The organism is Streptomyces lucensis JCM 4490, assembly GCF_014650035.1.
GTDB lineage: Bacteria > Actinomycetota > Actinomycetes > Streptomycetales > Streptomycetaceae > Streptomyces > Streptomyces lucensis.
This window is the reverse complement of sequence record NZ_BMUE01000014.1, coordinates 1-20,725: the sequence shown is the minus strand read 5'-3', so window position 1 is coordinate 20,725 and position 20,725 is coordinate 1. Positions and strand designations below refer to the sequence as shown.

Below are 20,725 nucleotides of genomic sequence, written 5' to 3'. Positions count from 1 at the left end.
CGGCCTCAGGCGTCGGCGCCTCAGTCGCGCAGCGCGGCGTCCAGCCGGCGGATCAGCTCTCCCACACGTCCGCCGCCGTCGGGCGCGGCGGGCAGCCGGCCGAGCACCGCGGTGACCGCCGCGGGCGCGTGACCGGACGCCCAGTCCAGGAATCCCGCGGTGTCACCCCGGTCCCCGGACGCCAGCTCCTTCGCCCGTGCGGCGTGCGCCGCCGCGCCGAGAACGTGGCGCACCTGATGGGCGCTCGCCAGGGGGTGGAGGAACGCGGCGGCCGCCGCATGGCTCGCGGCCCGCGCCGCGTCGGCCGCCGCCGGCGAGCCGGCCTCCTGCGCCGCCTTGTACGCCGCCCACGCGCTTCGCCGCAGCGCCGCGGTGCGCCGGCCACCGCCGGCGAAGGCGCCGGCCGCGTCGATCGCGTCGCGAGGCCGTCTGTCGGCCGGGAGGCTCTGTTCGAAGAGCGGCAGCACCCGGCGGGCACACTCGGCCGCGTACCCCGCGATCGCACGGAGTTCGTCCTCGGTCAGTTCGATCCTGTCCGCCTCGGCAGCCACGCCCTCATCATGCACGCCCTCATCCTGCCCGCGGACCACCCGGTGCCCGGATCGCGCCGCCGGGAGCGGACCGGGCAGACGTCAGCCCGGGGTGAGGCGGCGGCGGGCGCGGGCGGCGCGCCACATCACGTCCAGGAGCGCGGCGCGCGGGCCGCGCGGCTGTTCCATGCGCAACAGGGAGCGCACGCACCACAGTTGCGTCTCCGCGGTGTGCGAGGGCGCCCCGTGCACGTCGTCGTGCTCCAGCAGGTCGAGCCTGCGCACGTGGTCACGCAGCCGGCGCGTCTCGCCCGTCGGGACGATCTCGTCACGGAGGCTCGCCGCATAGTGGACCGGTATGTCCAGCGCCGCCAGCTGGTCGTCGCCCAGAGCGAAGTCGGCCATGTCACCCAGGACCCGGCCCGGCGCGCTGCCGGTGAGGTGCGCCAGGGTGTCCACGGTGATCCGGGGCACGCGGGCCTGCCAGCGCGCGTCCGTGAAGAAGTCGTGCACCGGGGCCCCGACCGTGATGACGCCCCGGACACGCGGGTCGTCCAGGGCGCACCGCATGGCCATGTGCCCGCTGAAGCTGAGCGCCATGGCGTACGTCCGGTCGGTCCGGGCCCGGTCGCCGACCGCGTCCATGATGCCGGAGAGCATGCTCGGGCTCTTCACGTCGTACGGCAGGGTGTTCTCCCCGACGCCGGGCATCTCGGTGACGACCGCCGCGACCCCGAGCCGCCGGAACCGGAGGAGGGCGGGCACCCACTGCTCCTTCACGGTGACGATCCCGCCCGTGATCAGCAGCAGGGGAAGGGGCCGCGCCGTGGACAGCCCAGCGCTCCAGCAGCGGACCGTCCCTCCCGGCAACTCCACGTCCAGGCGCTCCAGTCCGGGAGCCTTGTGCCGTCGCCACTGCTCCAGTGTCCGCACGCACCGCTTCGCGGCACGCCGGCGTCCGGGGCCGTCGACGAAGGGGAAGCGCGCCATGGCGAAGTGCCGGGACGCCTCCAGCCAGCGGCCCTGCTCGGCGAAGCCCTCCCCGGCCCGCGACCACTCGGCCACCCAGGTCCCGGGCCCGTCGCCGTCGTCCGAGACGATCCGGGCCAGCACGTCACGGTAGCCCTCGACGCGCTGGCCGCGCGCGTGCACCTCGACGTACCGCTTGAGCTCGGCCACGTCGTTCATATGTCTCCCCCCGGGGCGTCCTTGAACGATTCGAGGCCTTCCTTCACCTCGGTGAGCACGTCGGCCGCCTCGGCGCCGTCGATCACCCGGTGGTCGAAGGTGAGACTGAGCCGCATCATCGGCGCGATCCCTACCCGCCCCTCCCGCACCACGGGCCGGTCGGCCGTCGCGCCGAGGCCCAGGGTGATCGTCGTCCCGCCCACGGAGTAGAAGCCCTCCACCGGCCGGTGGCCGAGCGAGCTGACGGCGAAGGTTCCCATGACCGCGGGCCGTCTGCGCAGCGGGCGGGTGCCCGCTCGGAACGCCAGGGTGCGCAGCGGCCAGGGCAGCCGCTGCAGCGCGCGCGTCGGGGCGAACTCGGCCATGACGGCCGGATCGCCGCCCCGGAAGTGCTCGATGCGGTCCTGGATGTCGGGCAGGCCGGCCCGGTCGAGGTCCCGCAGCACCGTGGAGAGCACCACCCGGTGGCCGTCGAGCGTCCGGTCGAGGGCCAGCTTGCCGTGCACGGCGTCGTACCGGGCCACTCGCGGTCTGACCCTGCCCCTGATCGCCGCGTTCGCCTCGGGGTGCCGGGCCAGCACGCGGGCGGCGGTGTGCAGGACGTAGGCGGTGGTGGAGTAACCGCGCCCGGCGGCGCGGGCGGTGGCCCGGTGTTCCCGGACGGCGGTCATGTCCACGGACGTGCCGAGGAACACGGGTGAGAACGACCGTATCTCCTGGAGGAAGCTCAGGGTGTGGCGGCGCTCGCGGGCCACCGGCCGCGCGGCAACGGGCCTGTCACCGGCGGGGGTCATGCCGCCACCGCGAGCCGGTAGATCTCCTCCAGGCTGTCCGCCTCCAGGGCGTCCGCCAGTGGTAGGGACCGGCCGGTGGTGCGCTCCAGGAGCGTCAGCAGAGACAGCAGGTGCACGGAGTCCCAGCCGGGGACCTGGTCGAAGCCCGCGCCGACGTCCGTACGCGTCACCGGCAGGCCCAGGTCGTCCTGGAGCAGGACGAGGAAGTCGTCGATGGTCTTCACGAGTTGTCGTCTCCGTCTCCGTTGCTGTCGGTGAGCCGGACGTGCCCGGGCACGGCGGGCAGGTCCGTCATGCGGTGCCGGTAGACCGCCGCCGCGTCGTCGCCCGACACCCGGGCGAAGCCGTTGCGCGGGTAGAAGTCCTTGACCTTGGCGTTCTTCGGGGTGGCCCGGTAGGCGGCGAGTGTTTCCGTGACCCCCCGCGCCCGGGCCCGGCGCAGCACCGCCGCCAGCACGGCCTGCTCGATGCCGCGGGAGAAGACCCGGCAGCTCAGCAGGAAGTTGTCGATGTGCAGTGTGGAGCCGTCCCGCCGGGTGAACACCGCGCCGACGGTCCCGTTGTCGCCGAACCGGTCGGCGGAGCCGACGACCAGGACCTGCGCCGCCGGGTCGGCGAGGAGGGCGCCGACCTCCGCGGGCTGCAGACGCCGGGTCGTCTGGTTGAACTGGTTGGTGCGCAGGGTCATCTGGGAGACACGGGCCACGTCCGCGGTACCGGCCTCGGAGAGCCGCACGCGGACCTGCAGCTGCCTCAGGTACTCCTCGAGGGAGTCGAAGCTGTCGAGGAAGTCCTTGCGGACCAGTTCGTCGCGGTACTTGGCGACGCGTGTGAGGTCCTCACGGGTCAGTTCCCTGGTGTCGAACCAGCCGTCGCGCAGCAGCGCCTCGATGTGCAGGGCCGGTTCCTCGTTCACCGGCACCACGGCCACCGAGGGCAGCTCGTGCCGTACCAGCCCGCACTCGTAGGGGCTGTCGTCGACGAACACGAAACTGTCCACGCTCAGGTTGAGCGAGGCGGCCAGCTCGGTGAGATTGTCGTGCTTGGGCCGCCAGTTGGCGACCACCCGGACGAAGTCGTCGTCGCGCAGCGTCATGTCGGGGTGGTGGCGCAGCACCTCGCGCACCGGCTCGGGGTCGTTCTTGCTGACCGCCGTCAGCAGCACTCCCTGGGCGCCGAGCTGTTTGACGACCCGCTGGAAGGCGCGGTGGGCCTCGCCCCGGTAACCGCCCGCGGCCTCGATGCCGTCGGCGCCGTCCTCGCCCAGGATGCCGCCCCACAGGGTCCCGTCGAGGTCGACGGCGAGGGCCTTCTTGGTCCGTCCCGCGCGCTGCCGGGCCAGGTGCCCCACCTCGCGCGCGTAGCGGGCCAGCAGGGCGGCCGACAGATGCGCCTTCGTATAGAGGCTCAGGCGGGGTTCGCTGGCCGCGTGGCCCTCGGCGACCAGCGGATCGAGGTCCAGGACGACCACGTCCGGGTGCGTCTCGGTCAGGCGCAGCAGGCGGTTGTTGGCCTCCCGCCACACCACGCCGAGCCGGGCCCGGGAGCGGTGGTCGACCAGCTGGGCGGTGAACCGCCTCGGCAGCGGCAGGGTGTTGAGGACGAGGGTCGCCTTGGAGGTGGCCGCGCACGCCGCCGAGAGCCCGGCCACGGTCTCGGTCTTCTCGCACGCCAGGCGCTCCACGTCGTCGCAGGTCCAGGGGACGGGCACGGAGTCGAACACGACCTGCGGATCGAGCACGCACAGCACCAGGTCGGGCTCGGTCCGGTACAGGTCGCTGCCCGGGTCGGCCAGGTCGAAGACGTAGGAGTCGAAGTCGGACAGGTGGGGGCGCAGCAGCAGTCCGTGACGGGCCAGTTCGGCGGTGAGCGGGGCCAGCAGCGGGGCCAGGGTGCCGTGTCCGGTGACGGCGACGTTCATCGTGGGGGTGGCGGGGTGCAGCGCCAGGACGTCGTCGGCGTCGAGCCGTGCGAGGAGCTGTCCCGCCCGGGTGAGTCCGGCGTCGTCCAGTCCGGCGAGCAGGGCCGGGACCCGCGGGTACTCCTGGGCCAGCCGCCCGGCGCGGTGCAGATCGAGCAGGGTGGGGCCCGGCGAGGCGGCGGGGGCGGGTGTGCGGGGATCCGCCATGGCTCAGACCTTCTCCAGCGCGAAGCCCGCCTGGATCCACTTGCTCGACTCGACGGCGACGGCGAGGGCCCGGTCCCCGGTGACCATGCGGGGCAGCAGCTGTTCCAGCTGGAAGAAAGGCAGCGCGTTCCCCGTGTTGCCGGTGTCCCGGATGCAGGACACCTCGTGGGCGCCGTCCAGACCCAGGTGGGCGACGATCCGGTCGGTCATCCGGCCGGACAGCTGGGGCGGCAGCAGGTAGTCGAGCTCGGTCTCCTTCCAGTCCAGCGCGCCGAGCACCGCACGGGCCGCCTCGGCGGCCAGCACGGGCACGGACTCCTCGATCGCCTTGTAGTCCTCGGCCACCGGGGGCCGCTCGCGGTCCCGGTCGGCCCGCCCGTACCAGTCGATGACCTGCCCCGGCTCACGGCCCAGGCCGACGAGACGGTTGTGCACGTGGCGCACCGCCACCGCCTGCGCGGACGCCTCGGTGCTCAGCACCAGCGCGCCGGCGCCGTCACCGAACAGGGCGCCGTTGATCTGTTCCGCCGGGGGCAGGCGCGCTGCGTCCATGGTGACGTCCAGGTGTTTCGCGCAGGAGTCGGCGCCCAGGACGAGGGCGGTGCGGTGCCGCCCGGTCCGCAGCATCTGGACGGCGACGTCCAGGGCCTGCACCGCGCCCGCGCACCCGGACTGCAGCTGGTAGGTGGCCACGCCGTCGATGCCGAGACGGTCGGCGACGGTGTTCACCGTCGCGGGCATGAGCAGATCGGGCGACGAGGTTCCCATCACCACCAGATCGACACCGGACGCCTCGGTCCGTGACGCCGTCAGGGCGCGCCGGGCGGCGCTCTCCGCGAGGTCGGCGAGACTGAAGCGGACGTCACCGGTGGCGAGGTCGACGGCGAAGTGCCGCCGGCGGGTGCCGACGAACGTCTCGACCCACTCCTCCCAGGCCCTGGGCATCCCGAAGCGCCGGGCCAGGGCGGCGTTGTCCACGGCGGGGCCGGGCAGGGCGGTGCCGGCCGACCGTACATAGATGTCGGGTGCGTCCCTCATCGGTTCCTCCATCGGCCCCTGCGCGGCCTGGATCACGGGCGGCTTGGACGGCGTCGCACGCGGGGGCGCGCACGCCTGCCGTGGTCGTGCGCGCCCGCCGCCGGTGGTGCGTGCCCGCCGTCGGCTGTGCACGCCGGTGGCCGGCCGTGCACGCCGCCCATCGTCGGCGCCGCCGCTAAAGCTGGTCTTTCGCGGACGCGGTGACGGGACAGCCCCCAGAGGATGCATGTGCCGCCTGCTCGTGCGAGGCTCGAAGAGGAGGAATCACCTGTCAGCGGGACGGGAGTTCGCCCGGCGGGCGGCCTGTGCGGCATTCAGGACCTCCGGCGCCCCGCGTCGCCCTTCCCGGCGCCCCGCATCACGCCCCGCGTCCGTGCGGCCCCCACCGACCTACGGCGTGGACCAGCGCCGGTCCAGCGCGCACGGCATGCGGCCGCTGCCGGACGCCGCGCTCCACCGGTTTCTCACGGACGTCCGGTCCCCGGGGTGACGAGCCTCGTCAACCGCGTCCGAACCGAGGAGGAACCATGGAGGCCGCCGCACGCAGCAGCTCCGCCCCTGTGTCCGCGAACGCCTACGAGGACCGGCCGAGAAACATCCCGATCGGCGACGGCTCGACGGCGGACACCGGCCCGCAGCCCGGACAGCCGAAGCCGGAACGGATGATCCCCGGCCGGCCGCCCCCGCAGTTCGTGGTCTTCTCCTGGGACGGGTCGGCGCAGTTGGACACCAAGCTCTTCTCACGCTTCCGCAAGGTCGCGCTCGACCACGGCGCCGCGATGACCTTCTTCCTCAGCGGCATCTACACGCTGCCGGAGAGCAAGCGGAACCTCTACCACCCCCCGCGGCACCCGGTGGGCGCGTCCGACATCAGCTTCCTGACCGACGCGCACATCCGCTCCACTCTCGAACAACTCCGCCTGGCCTGGCTGGACGGCCATGAGATAGCCACCCACTTCAACGGTCACTTCTGCGGCCCCGACGGTGTCGGCCGCTGGTCGCCGGCCGACTGGCGCAGCGAGATCGACCAGGCGGTCGACTTCGTCACGCACTGGCGCACCAACACCGGCTTCACCGATCTGCCGCCACTGCCCTTCGACTACCGCAAGGAACTGGTCGGCGGCCGCACCCCCTGTCTGGAGGGACGGCAGAACCTGCTGCCGACCGCCGCCGAACTGGGCTGGAGGTACGACGCCAGTTCCCCCGGCGGACTGCAGGTATGGCCGGGCAGGCTGAGCGGCCTGTGGGACCTGCCGCTGCAGTCCATACCCTTCCCCGGACACACCTCCCAGGTGCTGTCGATGGACTACAACATCCTCTTCAAGCAGACCGGCGGAGTCCTCCAGGGCGACCCCGCGAAGCGCCCGGCCTGGAAGAAGGAGGCCAAGGGCGCCTTCCTGGCCGGGTTCCGCCGCGCCTACGAGAACAACCGGGCACCGTACTTCGTCGGCAACCACTTCGAGCAGTGGAACGGCGGGATCTACATGGACGCGGTCGAGGAGGTGATCGGGGAGATCGCCGGTCAGGCGGACGTGCGACTGGTGTCCTTCCGGCAACTGGTGGACTGGCTGGACGTCCAGGACCCGGCGGTGCTGCGCAAGCTCCGCACGCTCGGCGTGGGCCAGGCCCCGGCCGGCGGCTGGGAGGCCTTCCTCAGCGTCCCGAGCGTGGCCCACGCGTAGCCCGTCGGGGCCCTAGGGGTGCTTTAGCCGTGGATCCCATGCTGGCCCGTGACAGGAGCCAGCGGCGGCGACGAGCGCCGGCACAAGAGGGAGCGGCCGAGTGCCTGACAGTGAGACGACCGTGGAAGCCGGTGCGACGGCGCCGGAAGGACTCGACCAGCGGGCCCTGGACTCGGGACAGCTGGCCTTTCAGGGGCGGATGCCCGCGTCCAGCCTGGTCGAGCCCCGCGACCTGGCACTGGCCGCCGCGGCGGCGGCCGGTGTCTACGACCCCGCCCGCGACTCGGCGGAAGAGGCCCTCGAACGGTGCATCATCGTCGAGAACCTGACCGAGGTGATCGAGAAGATGGCCATCCACGACGAGGGCACCCACGGTGCCGCGGCGCTCGCCGAGTACCAGGACGGCTTCTTCGACGCCGACGGCAACCGGGTCGGCACGGTGACCGGTTCCGCGCGCGTCCTGTCCATGGCGCCGCACATGTGGCAGTACCACCGCAGCCGAACGGAGTTCGACGGCGGCACCTTCGAGACGCACGGAGTCGTCGACGGCACCGCGATCCTGCACGGCTACACGCAGATCTTCCAGCTCACCGGGACGTCCGGCAGGTTCAGCGGGAAGGTGGGCTTCATGACGCTGACCATCGACGACCCGACGCAGCGGCCGCCCCGCTACCGCACGTCGTTCGCCATGGCGTGAACGTGCCGGCCGGGCCACGCGGCCGCGGCGGCGCGGTGACAGCACGGTGGCCCGTGACCAGGAACCTCCTGGTCACGGGCCACCGTGCGGTGCGCGGGGCCGGGACGTTCAGTCGCACTCCGGGCCGAACCAGCGGGCGGCGGCCGCGGTGAGCCCCGCCCGGTCGGAGGCCGCTCCCGCCCATGCCACCCGGCCGTCCGGCCGCAGCAGGACCCCCTCCGGCAGGCCCTCTACGGGTTCCGCGGCCACGACGTCGATCCACTCGCACCGGCCGGCCACCGGCTCCCGGAGCCCACCGCCCGGCGACAGGTCGAGCAGGACACCGTGCCCGGAGTGCAGCAGCTCGCCGACGGTCACCGGTCCACGGCCCGTCACCAGCTCGGTGCGGGGCAGCCTGCGCCCCACCAGGGCGTGACCGTCCTCGCCGGCGAGCGACGGGTAGCGGATGTCGAGGCCGCCCACCAGCGCCACGAGGTGATCGTTGACCTCGCCGAGCCGCACCAGTTCGGTCAGCAGCTGTCGCAGGGGCCCGGTGCCGCCGCCCGGGCGCAGCAGCGCCATCTGGGCCCGCGTCGTGGCACAGGCACGGGCGCCGACCGGGTGCCGTTCCTGGTGGTAGGTGTCGAGGAGTTCGTCACGGGCCCGCCCCCGGACGCGGGCGGCCAGCTTCCAGCCGAGGTCGACGGCGTCCTCGATGCCGGTGCTCAGCGCCTGCCCGCCCAACGGGAAGTGGACGTGCGCCGCGTCGCCGGCGAGGAACACCCGGCCCTGCCGGTAACGTTCGGCCTGCCGGGTGGCGGCGGTCCAGCGCGACAGCCACCGCGGCGCACCTCGGGTGGCGAGTTCCGCACCGGTCAGGCGCCTCACGTGTGCGGCGAGTTCCGCCCGCGTCACCGGGGCCGCGGGGTCGTCCGGCGCCGCGTCGAACTCTCCGGTCGTCACCCGCAGGACGCTCTGCGACACCGGGCCGACCGTGAAGAACCCGTCGTCGTGCTGGTGTACGCCCAGCTGGTCGCACAGCGGGTCGCCCGGCTCGACGTCCAGGTCGCCGACGAGCCCGTGGAAGACCTCGTCGGCACCGGGGAAGCCGATGCCGGCCAGGTCCCGCACCGCGCTGTGCGCGCCGTCGCAGCCCACCACGTACGCGGCACGGATCACCTCGGTCCCGCCCCCCTGGCGCACGTCGAGCTCGACGCCCCCGGCGTCCTGGCGCAGGCCCACCACCTCGGCGCCGCGCCGCACCCGCGCCCCCGCCTTGGTCGCGTGCTCCTCCAGTCGCTGCCGCACCCGCTGGTGGGGCACCAGGAAGGTGTACGGGTGGGCCCCGGCCAGCGTCGCCGGGTCGAGCCAGATGTGGGCGAAGTGCGCCCGGGGGAACTCCATGCCGTCGCCGAGCAGGCCGTCCATGATCCCGCGCTGGGCGAGCAGTTCGACGACGGCGGAGTTGATCGCCATGCCGGGCGCCTCCTCCCCGGCCCCGGTCTGCCGCTCCAGCACCAGCGCCGGCACGCCCGCCAGGGCCAGCTCGGCGGCGAGCATGAGGCCCACGGGGCCCGCTCCTGCGACGACGACGGGGTGATTCATGTGGCCTCCAGGACAGGGGCGGACGCCGACGGGGTGCCGGCGTCACCGATGCGGGCGTGCAGGTGCCCGGCGAGGGCGCCCGGGCTCGGGTGGTCGTATACGTCGGCGGTGGACACGTCGATGCCCGCCGTGCGCAGCCGGGTGCTCAGTTCCAGGGCGGTGAACGACGACAGGCCGAGACCGATGAAGTCGCTGTCGTCCGCGATCGCCCCGGGGTCGGCGTGGCCGAGCACCGAGGCGACCTGACGGCGGATCAGGTCCAGGAGGAAGCCGAGGCGTTCCGGCGCGGGCACGTCGGCGAGCCCGCGCGGCACCGGGCCGTCCGCGTGCGGGGTGGCGTCCAGGGCCCGGCGCGCCTCCGGCACCCCGAGCAGCAGTCCGCCGGCGCGACCGCCCGCCAGGCGTGGGACGAGGCGCTCCCAGTCGAAGTCGGCCACCACCTGCGTGTGTTCTCCCAGCTGCGGGGCGCGGGCCAGCAGCGCGGTGACGTCCTCGGGGGCGGCGCCAGTGACGCCGGGGCCGCCCGCGCCCGCGGTGACGGTCTCGTCCCAGGGAGCCACGAGCAGGGACAGCGCGGGCAGTGCCCGGGCCCTGCGGCCGGCGGCGAGGGCGTCGAGCGCCGCGTGGGCGGGACCCTCGCCGCCGAAGCCGGGGAGCCCGAAGGCACCGGTCAGGGAAGAGACCGTGACGAACGCGGTCAGCTCCAGGCCGCGGGTGAGCTCGTCCAGATGGACCGCGGCCACGACGTCGGCCGGCACCTGGGTCGGGGACGGCGGCCGCGAAGGCCGCGGCTCCGCGTCCGGCAGCGGTGCGGCGAGGTGGATCACCGCCGTCACGGGCAGCTCTTCGGGGACCGAGGCCAGCAGCGCGGCGACGGCCGGCCGGTCGGTGAGGTCGGCGTCGGCGACGACCAGCCGGTCGCCCAGCTCGTCCCGCAGTCCGGCCGGCACGGGATCCGCGGCCTGCCCGGGGGGCGGGACGGCCAGGACGCGGGCGCCCTCGTGCCCGGCCACCCAGCGCGCGACCTCCGCGCCCGGCCCCGACCGCAGCGACCCGCACACGAGCACCGTGCCGGCCGGCTGCCACCGCCGGCCGTCGGCGTCCCGCCCGCCCTGGTGCCCGCCCGGCACGAGCCGCCGCACCCGCGTGCCCGAGGGGCGCAGTGCCACCTGGTCGTGTTCCGTACCGGCCGCCAGCAGCCGGGCCAGCCGGGGAGCCGACCCGGCCAGGACGTCACCGTCCGCCGCGCCCGCCCCGCCCGGCAGGTCCACCAGCCCGAAGCGGCGCTGCACCCGTTCGGCGGCCAGCGTCTGGCCCAGACCCCAGAACATCGCCTGCGCGGGGTCGGGCGCCGGATCCCGCTCGTGCGCCGCCATCGCGCCCCGGGTGCCGATCCACAGGGGAACCGTCAGCCCCAGCTCGTCCAGGGCGTCCGCCAGTGCCCGCGTGGCGGCCAGCGCCGCCGCCGGAGTGCCGTCCCGCCCGCCGCCGGCCGGCGGGAACAGGCACAGCACACCGTCCACCTCCCCCTGCGCCAGCGCACTGCCCAGGGACCGCACCAGATCCGTTACGCGGGCGGAGGCGACGTCGACGGGCACGGGCACCGCCTGGAAGGACGGACCGTTCAGCGCGCCCACCACACGTTCCGCCTCCGCGCCGTCCGGCACCGCGACCAGCCAGGTGCCCGCCCGGGCGGAGCCGTCCGGATCGGCCACCGGCTCCCAGTCCAGCCTGAGGTGGCGCCGCTGCCTGCGCCGCCACCCCGCGAGGGCGGGCAGCAGGGTCTTGAGCGCGGCGAGCCCGTCCTCACCGATGTGCAGGTCCGCACCGAGCGCGTCCAGGTCCTGCCGCTCCACGGCGGTCCAGAACCGTGCCTCCGGCGCCGTACCGGAGCCCGCTCCCGCCCCGCGCGGGGCCGCGTCGATCCAGTGGCGCCGGTGCTGGAAGGCGTACGTGGGAAGGGCGACCGTGCCCGTGCCGTACTCCGCGTAGTGGGCGGCCCAGTCCACGTCCGCGCCGCGCACATGGGCGTGCCCCAGCGCGGCCAGCAGGGTCTGCGGTTCGGGCCGCCGCGCGTTCAGCACCGCCACGGGAGCCGGCGTGCCCGGCGCAAGGCATCCGGCGGCGAGCGGCGCGAGCACCGAGTCCGGGCCCAGCTCCAGGCACACGCTCACCCCCTGGGCGTACAAGGTGGCGACGCCGTCGGCGAACCGCACCGCATGCCGCGCGTGCGCCACCCAGTACCCGGGGTCGCACAACTGGCCGTCGGTGGCGAGGTCCCCGGTCACGTTCGACACCACGGGGATGCGCGGCGCGTGATAGGTCAGCGACCGGGCCACCTGCCCGAACTCGTGCAGCGCAGGGTCCATGCGCGGCGAGTGGAAGGCGTGCGACACCCGCAGCCTGCTCGTACGGCGCCCCCGCGAGGAGAACCCGTCCGCCACCGACAGGACAGCGTCCTCGTCACCGGAGACGACGACCGCCCGCGGCCCGTTCACCGCCGCGACGGACACGCCGCCGCCGAGCCCGTCGAGCGCCTCGGCGACCTCGCCCTCCTCCGCCTCCACCGCGACCATGGCCCCGCCCGGGGGCAGTTCCTGCATCAGCCGGCCGCGGGCCGCCACCAGCGTGCACGCGTCGGTCAGCGACAGCACCCCGGCGACGTGCGCCGCCGCCACCTCGCCGACGGAGTGACCCATCACCACATCGGGCCGCAGCCCGTAGTGGTGAAGCAGCCGGAACAGCGCCACCTCCACCGCGAACAACGCGGCCTGGGTGTGCGCCGTCTGGTCCAGCAGCGTGGCCTCCGCGCTTCCCCGGGCCGCCCACATCACCTGCTTCAACGACCGCCCCAGCAGCGGCTCCAGGCGCTGGCACACCTCGTCGAGGGCGTCGGCGAACACCGGGAACGCCTGGTGCAGCTGACGCCCCATGCCGAGGCGCTGCGAGCCCTGCCCGGAGAACAGGAACCCGATGCCGCCCGCCGCGGCCACGCCCTCGACGACGTTGCCGGCGGGTTCGCCCTCGGCGAGGAAGCCCAGACGCCGCACGAACTCCTCACGGTCCTCGGCGACCACGACCGCGCGGTGGTCGAGCAGGGCGCGGGTGGTGGCCAGGGAGCGCCCCACCTCCGTGACGCAGAGGCCGGGCGCACCGGCGACGAAGGCCCGCAACCGGCCGGCCTGGGCCCGCAGGGCGGCGGCGCTCCTCGCGGACAGGATCCAGGGGACGGCACCCCCGCGCCGCGCGGGCACGGGCCCCTCCCGGCCCTCCGGCTCCCCCCGCTCCTCCGCGCGGGGCGCCTCCTCCAGGATCACGTGCGCGTTGGTGCCGCCGATCCCGAACGAGGACACCCCGGCCCGCCGGGGACGATCGCCGCGCGGCCACGCGACCGGCTCGGTCAGCAGCCGGACACCGCCCGCCTCCCAGTCCACGTGCGGCGACGGCGCGTCCACGTGCAGGGTCCGCGGCAGCTCCTCGTGCCCCATGGCCTCGACCATCTTGATGACGCCCGCCACTCCGGCGGCCGCCTGCGTGTGCCCGATGTTGGACTTCACCGAGCCCAGCCACAGCGGCCGTCCCCCGGGCCGGTTCCTCCCGTACGTCGCCAGCAGCGCCTGCGCCTCGATCGGATCACCGAGGGTGGTACCGGTGCCGTGTCCCTCCACCACGTCGACGTCGGCGGCCGACAGACCCGCCCGGGCCAGGGCCTGCTGGATGAGCCGCTGCTGCGCGGGCCCGTTGGGCGCCGTCAGACCGTTGCTCGCGCCGTCCTGGTTGACCGCGCTGCCACGCACCACCGCCAGCACGGTACGTCCGTTGCGCCGGGCGTCCGACAGCCGTTCCAGGGCGAGCATGCCCACCCCCTCGGCCCAGCCCGCACCGTCCGCGGAGGCCGCGAACGACTTGCAGCGCCCGTCCGGGGCCATCGCGCGCTGCCGGCTGAACTCCACGAACAGCATGGGCGTGGCCATCACCGTCACGCCCCCGGCCAGCGCCAGGGAGCACTCGCCGCGCTCCAGCGCCTGGCACGCCAGGTGCAGCGCCACCAGGGACGACGAACAGGCGGTGTCCACCGTCACGGCGGGCCCCTCGAACCCGAAGGTGTACGACACCCGGCCCGAGGCGACGCTGCCCGCGCTGCCGTTGCCGACCAGGCCCTCGTACTCCTGGGCGTCGCTGCCCATCAGCCGGGCCCCGTAGTCGCCGTACATCACGCCCGTGAACACACCGGTGCGGCTGCCGCGCAGCGTGCCCGGATCGATCCGCGCCCCCTCCAGCACCTCCCAGGACGCCTCCAGCAGCAGCCGCTGCTGCGGATCGACGGCCATCGCCTCACGCGGGCTGATCCCGAAAAAATCGGCGTCGAACTCGGCGGCGTCGTACAGGAATCCGCCCTCGCGCGCATACGAGGTGCCCGGGTGCCCGGGGTCGGGGTGGTACAGCCGCGCGGTGTCCCAGCCACGGTCCGAGGGGAAGGAGGACACCGCGTCGGTGCCCTCGGCCAGCAGCCGCCACAGGTCGCCGGGGCTGCGCACGCCGCCGGGGTAGCGGCAGCTCATGCCCACGATCGCGATGGGTTCCCGCACACCGGACTCCAGCTCCTCCAGACGGAGCCGCGTCCGGTGGAGGTCGGCGGTGACCCATTTCAGGTAGTCGACCAGTTTCTGTTGGTCCGTCATGCCTGCATCAGCCCTAACTCGGTCATCAGCTCTTGCGCCCCGCTGCCCGGGGAACCGCCGTCTGCCGCCGCGGGCGCCGCTCAGCGCCGCAGCTCTCGGTCGATGAAGTCCAGGACCTCCTCCGCGGACGCCTCCTCGAACCGCTCGGTGACCGCGTCGGCCCCGGGGCTCGCGCCGTACTTCGCCGCCAGGGCGCGCAGCCGCTGCGCGACGACCGCGTCACCGTCGCCGTCGCCGTCCTGCGCCGGCCGGGCCGCCAGGGCCTCCTCCAGCCGGTCCAGTTCCGCCAGCAGCCGCTGGACGGAGCCCTCCTCGGCGGGGGCGAGCAGCTCGCGCACATGACCGGCCAGCGCACCGGCGGTCGGGTGGTCGAAAACCACCGTGGCGGGCAGCCGTACCCCGGCGACCAGCCCCAGCCGGTTGCGCAACTCGACCGCGGTCAGCGAGTCGAAGCCCAGCTCCTGGAAGGGGCGCCCGGCGTCGATCTGCCGGGGCGAGGCGTGCCCGAGCACCGCGGCGACATGACCGAGGACCGTCTCCAGCACCAGGCGGTACTGCTCCTGCTCGTCCAGCCCGGCGAGCCGCTGCGCCAGCGACGGCCCCGACGCGTCGACCCGCCGGGCCGGCGCCCGGACGAGACCGCGCAGCACCGGCGGCAGCAGCCCCGCCGCCGCCCGCTCCCGCAACCCCCGCACATCGAGGCGGACGGGCAGCAGCACCGGATACTCCCCGCTCGCGCCCAGCGCCGCGTCGAACAGGGCGAGCGCCTCACCGGTCGCCAGCGGCACGAGACCGCCGCGCGCCATCCGGCCCAGGTCCGCCTCGTCCAGGTGCCCGGTCATGCCGCTGGCCTCCGCCCACAGACCCCACCCGAGGCCCGTCGCGGGCAGGCCCAGCGCGTGCCGGTGCTCGGCCAGCGCGTCCAGGAAGGCGTTGGCGGCCGCGTAGTTGCCCTGGCCCGGGCTGCCCAGGACGCCCGTGGTGGACGAGAACAGCACGAACGCGGCCAGATCCAGCTCCCGGGTCAGCTCGTGCAGGTTCCAGGCCGCGTCCGCCTTCGGACGCAGCACCGAGTGCAGCAGCCGCGGGGTCAGCGAGGCGATCGTCGCGTCGCCGATGACGCCGGCCGCGTGCACCACACCGGTCAGCGGCCGGTCCGCGGGGATCGCGCCGAGCACCTCGGCCAGCTGCTCCCGGTCCGCCGCGTCACAGGCGGCGAACGTCACCTCGGCCCCCGCCCCGGCGAGTTCCGCCCGCAGTTCCCGTGCTCCTTCCGCGCCTTCACCGCGCCTGCTGAGCAGCAGCAGATGCCGCACGCCGTGCTCGACGGCCAGATGCCGGGCCACGACCGCGCCCAGCGTGCCCGTGCCGCCGGTGATCAGCACCGTCCCGCCGGCCGCGAACACCGGCGCGGACCCCGCCTCCCCGGGCCCCCGCGCCCCCCGGCTCACCGACGGCACCAGCAACTCCCCGCGGCGCAGCGCACCCTGGGGTTCACCGAGAGCCATCGCCCGGCCCAGCACGGCCTGCGACGCCTCGTCGTCGTCGATGTCGAGAAGCCCGAACTGCCCCGGATGCTCCGCCTGCAGACTGCGTACGAGCCCCCACACCGCGGACGCCGCCAGCGCCGCGGTGTCCTCGCCGTCGGGTACGGCGATCGCGCCGTGCGTGAGAACCACCAGCCGGCTCCCGGCCAGCCGCTCGTCGGCCAGCCAGTCCTGCGCGAGCCGCAGGTAGTACTCGGCCGCCGCGTGCGCCGCCTCCGCCGGACCGACCGTGCCGTCCGGCCAGGACGGCGCCACCACCAGCGGCGGGACGTCCCCGCCCGCGTCCAGGGCCTCACACAGCGCGGCCATCCCCTCGTGCGTGACGGAGGCGTACCCGCAGTCCCTGCTCACGCCCGTGCCGTCGTCGAGCGCCACCCACCCGGTGGTCTCCGCACCGCCCAGCGGCCGCGGCAGCCACTCCACCCGGAACAGCGAACCCCCGGGCGCCGCGGTCCGCAGCGCCGCCAGCTGCTCGCCGGTCACCGGACGCAACCCCAGCGACGCGACGGAGACGACCGGTTCGCCCGCCTCGTCGGCCGCCTCCACCGACACGGCGCCCTCGGGGCTCCCGGGGCCCGCGGGTGCCAGACGCACCCGTAGCGCCCGCGCCGCGACCGCGTGCAGCGACAGACCCGACCAGGAGAACGGCAGCCGCACCTCCGGCGCCACGTCCTCACCGGCGCCGAACAGCATCGCGTGCAACGCACCGTCCAGCAGCGCCGGATGGACCGCGAACCCCTCGATGTCCACGTCGGCGGGCAGATCCACCTCGGCGAAGACCTCGGCACCCCGCCGCCACGCGGCCCGCAGCCCCTGGAACGCCGGACCGTAGTCGAGCCCGACGGCGGCGAACCGGTCGTACACCTCGCCGACCGGCACCGGCTCCGCACCCGCCGGCGGCCACACACGCAGTTGCCCCGACCCCGGGACGGAAGCCCCCGGAGCGCCCAGGACGCCCGTGGCGTGCCGCGTCCACCCGTCGTGCCGACCGGCGGACCCGGACCGCGAGTGCACGGCCACCGGGCGCCGGCCGGCCTCGTCGGCGGCCCCGACCACCACCTGGAGCCGCACCCCGTCCTGCTCGCCGAGGACCAGCGGCGCCAGCAGCGTCAGATCCTCCACCAGGTCGCAGCCCGCGTGCCGGCCGGCGTGCAGCACCAGATCCGCCAGGGCCGTGCCGGGCAGCAGCACCGTACCGAGCACCGCGTGATCGGCCAGCCACGGATGCGTCCGCGAAGACACCCGCCCGGTCAGCACCCAGCCGTCGTCACCGGCCAGCTCGACGGCCGCGCCCAGCAGTGCGTGCCCGCCCTCCACCAGCCCCGCGGCCGCCACGTCGCCGGCGGCCGGTGAGGGCTCCAGCCAGTACCGCTCGCGCTGGAAGGCGTACGTCGGCACCGGCACCCGCCGCCCCGACACCGCGGGCAGCACCCGCGACCACTCCACCGGGGCGCCGTGCACATGCGCGGCGGCCAGCGCCGCGAGGAACTCCCGCGGCCCGTCCTGCTCCCGGCGCAGGCTGCCGACCACGCTCGCCGCGACCCCCGCCTCGTCCACCCCCTGCTGCACGCCCACCGTCAGGATCGGGTGCGGACTCGCCTCCACGAACAGCCGGTGACCACTGCCCAGCAGCGCCTGGACCGTCTCCCCGAACCGCACCGTCCGCCGCAGGTTCCGGTACCAGTACTCCGCGTCGAGCGCGGTGGTGTCCAGCAGGTCACCCGTGACGGTCGAATAGAACGGCACCCGCGACACGCGCGGCTCGATCGGGGCGAGTACGTCCAGCAACTCCGCCCGCAACGCCTCGACGTGCGGCGAGTGCGAGGCGTAGTCCACCGGGACGGTACGCGCCCGCACACCCCGCTCCCGCAACGCGTCGACCAGCGCGTGCACCGCGTCCGGATCACCCGCGACCACCGTCGCCGCCGGCCCGTTGACCGTCGCGACACCCACCCGGCCACCCCACCGCTCCAGCTCCCGCTCCACGTCGGCGGCGGGCAACGGCACCGCGGCCATCGCCCCCGTCCCGGCGAGCGCCAGCAGGGCCCTGCTGCGCAGCGTCACCACGCGCGCCGCGTCGTCGAGCGACAGCGCGCCCGCCACATGGGCCGCGGCGATCTCACCCTGCGAGTGCCCGATCACCGCGTCCGGCTCGACACCCGCGGACCGCCACAGCTCGGCCAGCGACACCATCACCGCGAACAGCACCGGCTGCACCACGTCGACCCGCTCCGGATCCGGCGCGCCCGGCGCCCCCCGCAGCACCTCCACCACGTCCCAGTCCACGTACCGGCCCACCGCGTCGGCGCACTCCCGCAGCCGCCGCCCGAACACCTCGGAACCGGCCAGCAGGTCCAGCGCCATGCCCGTCCACTGCGAGCCCTGCCCGGGGAAGACGAACACCGTCTTGCCCGGCGAGGGTGGGGCCACGCCCTGCACCAGGCCCGCACGAGCCTCACCCGCGGCGAGCGCCGCCAGCCCGTCCAGCAGCTCCGCACGGTCCCGGCCGACCACCACGGCCCGGTGCGCGAACACCGACCGGGTCGTCACCAGCGCGTGCGCCACCTCGGCGGGCGCGAGCCGCGGCCGCGCCTCCACATGTTCCCGCAGCCGCAGCGCCTGCGCACGCAGGGCCCGCTCCCCGGCCCCCGACACCGGCAGCGCCAGGACGCCGCCACCCGCACCCGGCGACTCCCGCTCTTCGGGGATCGCTTCGCCCTCCCCGCCCGGAGCCTGCTCGAGAATGACGTGGGCGTTGGTGCCGCTGATACCGAAGGACGACACCGCGGCACGCCGGGGCCGCCCGGTCTCGGGCCAGGCCCGCTGCTCCGCGAGCAGCTCCACCTCCCCGGCGCCCCAGTCGACGTGCGGCGTCGGCTCGTCCACATGGAGCGTCCGCGGCAGCACACCGTGCCGCATCGCCTCCACCATCTTGATCACACCGGCGACACCGGCGGCGGCCTGCGTGTGGCCGATGTTCGACTTGACCGAGCCCAGCCACACAGGCCGCTCCGGATCCCGGTCCCGGCCGTACGTGGCGAGCACGGCCTGCGCCTCGATCGGATCACCGAGCGTCGTCCCGGTGCCGTGCGCCTCCACGGCGTCCACCTGGTCCGCGGTGAGCCGGGCGTCGGCGAGCGCGGCGCGGATCACCCGCTGCTGCGACGGCCCGTTCGGCGCCGTCAGCCCGTTGCTCGCACCGTCCTGGTTGACGGCGCTGCCCCGCAGCACGGCCAGGACCTGATGCCCGTTGCGCCGCGCGTCGGACAGCCGCTCCACCAGCAGCAGACCGACCCCCTCACCCCAGCCGGTCCCGTCCGCACAGGCCGCGAACGGCTTGCACAACCCGTCGGGCGCCAGCCCGCGCTGCCGGCTGAACTCGATGAAGATGCCCGGCTGCGCCATCACCGCGACGCCCCCGGCCAGCGCCAGGTCGCACTCGCCGTCGCGCAGTGCGCGCGCCGCGAGATGCAGCGCCACCAGCGACGAGGAGCACGCCGTGTCCACCGTGATCGCCGGACCCTCGAACCCCAGCGTGTACGCCACCCGGCCCGAGGCCACACTCGTGGTCGTGCCCGTCAGCAGATAACCGTCCAGCCCACCCGACGACTGTTCCGCCCCCACCGCGTAGTGCTGGGACGCCATGCCCACGAACACCCCGGTGCGGCTGCCCCGCAACCGCGCGGGCGCCAGGCCGGCCTGCTCCAGTGTCTCCCACGCGGTCTCCAGCAGCAGCCGCTGCTGCGGATCCGTGGCCAGCGCCTCCCGCGGACTCATCCCGAAGAACTCCGCGTCGAACAGGTCAGCGTCGTCCAGGAATCCGCCCTTGTCGACGTACGTCGTCCCCGACCGCTCGGGATCCGGGTCGACCAGCCGTTCCAGATCCCAGCCGCGGTCCGTCGGCAGCCCGCGGATGCCGTGCCGCGCCTCCGCGACGAGCCGCCACAGATCGTCGGCGGAACGCACACCACCGGGATACCGGCACGCCATTCCCACGATCGCGATCGGCTCGTCCGCCACCCCGCTGCCGGCCTCCGCCCCCGGCCTCCGCGACACCTGCCCGGAATCCGGCTCCGTCACCGCCACCTGCTCGTGCAGGTGCGAGACCAGGGCGGACGCCGTCGGATGGTCGAAGATCAACGTCGCCGGCAGTCGCAGACCCGTCGCCACATTCAGCCGGTTGCGCAGCTCGACCGCGGTCAGCGAGTCGAAGCCCAGACTCTGGAACGGCAGTTCGGGATCGAGCGAACCGGCGTCACCGTGCCCGAGTACGACACCGACATGCCCGAGCACCAGATCGAGCAGCACCCGGCGCTGCTCCGCCTCGTCCCGCCCGGCGAGCCTCGCCCGCAACTGCGAAGTACCGCCCGCCGCACCGGACCGCGCCCGCCTCGGCGCCGCACGCAGCAGGCCACGCGCCATCGGCGGCAACGCCTGCGCCTCAGCCATGCCACGAAGCGCCGCGGTGTCGATCCGCGCCGCGACCACCACCGCCTCGACACCGGCCCACCCGGCGTCGAGGTGCGCACATCCCTCACCGCTCTCCAGCGGGACCATGCCGCTGCGGGTGATGCGGGCGCGGTTGGTGGTGTCGAGGGTGGCGGTGATGGTGCTGGTGTCGGCCCAGGGTCCCCAGGCGAGGCTGGTGGCGGGGAGGCCTTGGGTGTGGCGGTGGTGGGCGAGGGCGTCGAGGAAGGTGTTGGCGGCGGCGTAGTTGGCTTGTCCGGGGTTGCCGAGGGTGCCGGCTGCGGAGGAGTAGAGGACGAATGCGGCGAGGTCGTGGTGCTGGGTTTGTTTGTGGAGGTGCCAGGCTGCGTCGATTTTGGGTTGGAGGACGGTGTGGAGTTGTTCGGGG

11 protein-coding genes are annotated in these 20,725 nt (G+C 74.6%); 2 read left to right on the top strand and 9 right to left on the bottom strand.

Features of this window, described 5'->3' with window-relative positions:
* Positions 1–20: 20 nt before the first annotated feature.
* The 6 genes from IE177_RS26785 to IE177_RS26760 all read right to left on the bottom strand — a co-directional run bounded on the left by IE177_RS26785 (position 21) and on the right by IE177_RS26760 (position 5,678).
* On the bottom strand, positions 21–551 hold the full coding sequence (locus IE177_RS26785) for a putative immunity protein (RefSeq protein WP_190018009.1): 531 nt from the start codon (positions 549–551) through the stop codon (positions 21–23).
* Positions 552–632: 81 nt separating this feature from the next.
* Entirely contained in the window at positions 633–1,718 is a 1,086-nt protein-coding gene (locus IE177_RS26780) for an alpha/beta hydrolase (protein WP_190018008.1), read from the bottom strand.
* Entirely contained in the window at positions 1,715–2,512 is a 798-nt protein-coding gene (locus tag IE177_RS26775; RefSeq protein WP_190018007.1) for a 2-oxo acid dehydrogenase subunit E2, read from the bottom strand. Before IE177_RS26775 ends, IE177_RS26780 begins: the two co-directional genes overlap by 4 nt.
* Positions 2,509–2,736 (bottom strand): phosphopantetheine-binding protein, encoded by a 228-nt coding sequence (locus tag IE177_RS26770; RefSeq protein WP_190018006.1) that lies wholly within the window; start codon positions 2,734–2,736, stop codon positions 2,509–2,511. The genes IE177_RS26775 and IE177_RS26770 overlap by 4 nt, the downstream gene beginning before the upstream one ends.
* Positions 2,733–4,640, bottom strand: coding sequence for an HAD-IIIC family phosphatase (locus tag IE177_RS26765; RefSeq protein ID WP_190018005.1), 1,908 nt, complete (start codon positions 4,638–4,640; stop codon positions 2,733–2,735). The genes IE177_RS26770 and IE177_RS26765 overlap by 4 nt, the downstream gene beginning before the upstream one ends.
* Positions 4,641–4,643: 3 nt before the next feature.
* Positions 4,644–5,678, bottom strand: coding sequence for a 3-oxoacyl-ACP synthase III family protein (locus tag IE177_RS26760; RefSeq protein ID WP_229816283.1), 1,035 nt, complete (start codon positions 5,676–5,678; stop codon positions 4,644–4,646).
* Positions 5,679–6,205: 527 nt separating this feature from the next.
* Here IE177_RS26760 and IE177_RS26755 point away from each other — a divergent pair.
* Positions 6,206–7,360 (top strand): polysaccharide deacetylase family protein, encoded by a 1,155-nt coding sequence (locus IE177_RS26755; protein WP_229816282.1) that lies wholly within the window; start codon positions 6,206–6,208, stop codon positions 7,358–7,360.
* A gap of 100 nt (positions 7,361–7,460) precedes the next feature.
* The gene (locus IE177_RS26750; RefSeq protein ID WP_190018003.1) at positions 7,461–8,057 is read left to right on the top strand and encodes an allene oxide cyclase barrel-like domain-containing protein; all 597 of its coding nucleotides are present in this window, start codon (positions 7,461–7,463) and stop codon (positions 8,055–8,057) included.
* Positions 8,058–8,165: 108 nt separating this feature from the next.
* Here the strand turns inward: IE177_RS26750 and IE177_RS26745 are convergent, their stop codons facing one another.
* The 3 genes from IE177_RS26745 to IE177_RS26735 all read right to left on the bottom strand — a co-directional run.
* Positions 8,166–9,641: an FAD-dependent monooxygenase gene (locus IE177_RS26745; protein ID WP_190018002.1), complete on the bottom strand. Its 1,476-nt coding sequence runs from the start codon at positions 9,639–9,641 to the stop codon at positions 8,166–8,168.
* Positions 9,638–14,323 carry a type I polyketide synthase gene (locus tag IE177_RS35635; RefSeq protein ID WP_190018001.1) on the bottom strand — a complete coding sequence of 1,562 codons (4,686 nt, stop codon included), beginning with the start codon at positions 14,321–14,323 and terminating at the stop codon, positions 9,638–9,640. Before IE177_RS35635 ends, IE177_RS26745 begins: the two co-directional genes overlap by 4 nt.
* A gap of 80 nt (positions 14,324–14,403) precedes the next feature.
* Positions 14,404–20,725 (bottom strand): type I polyketide synthase (locus tag IE177_RS26735; protein WP_190018000.1); only part of this gene is annotated, 6,322 nt, incomplete at its 5' end.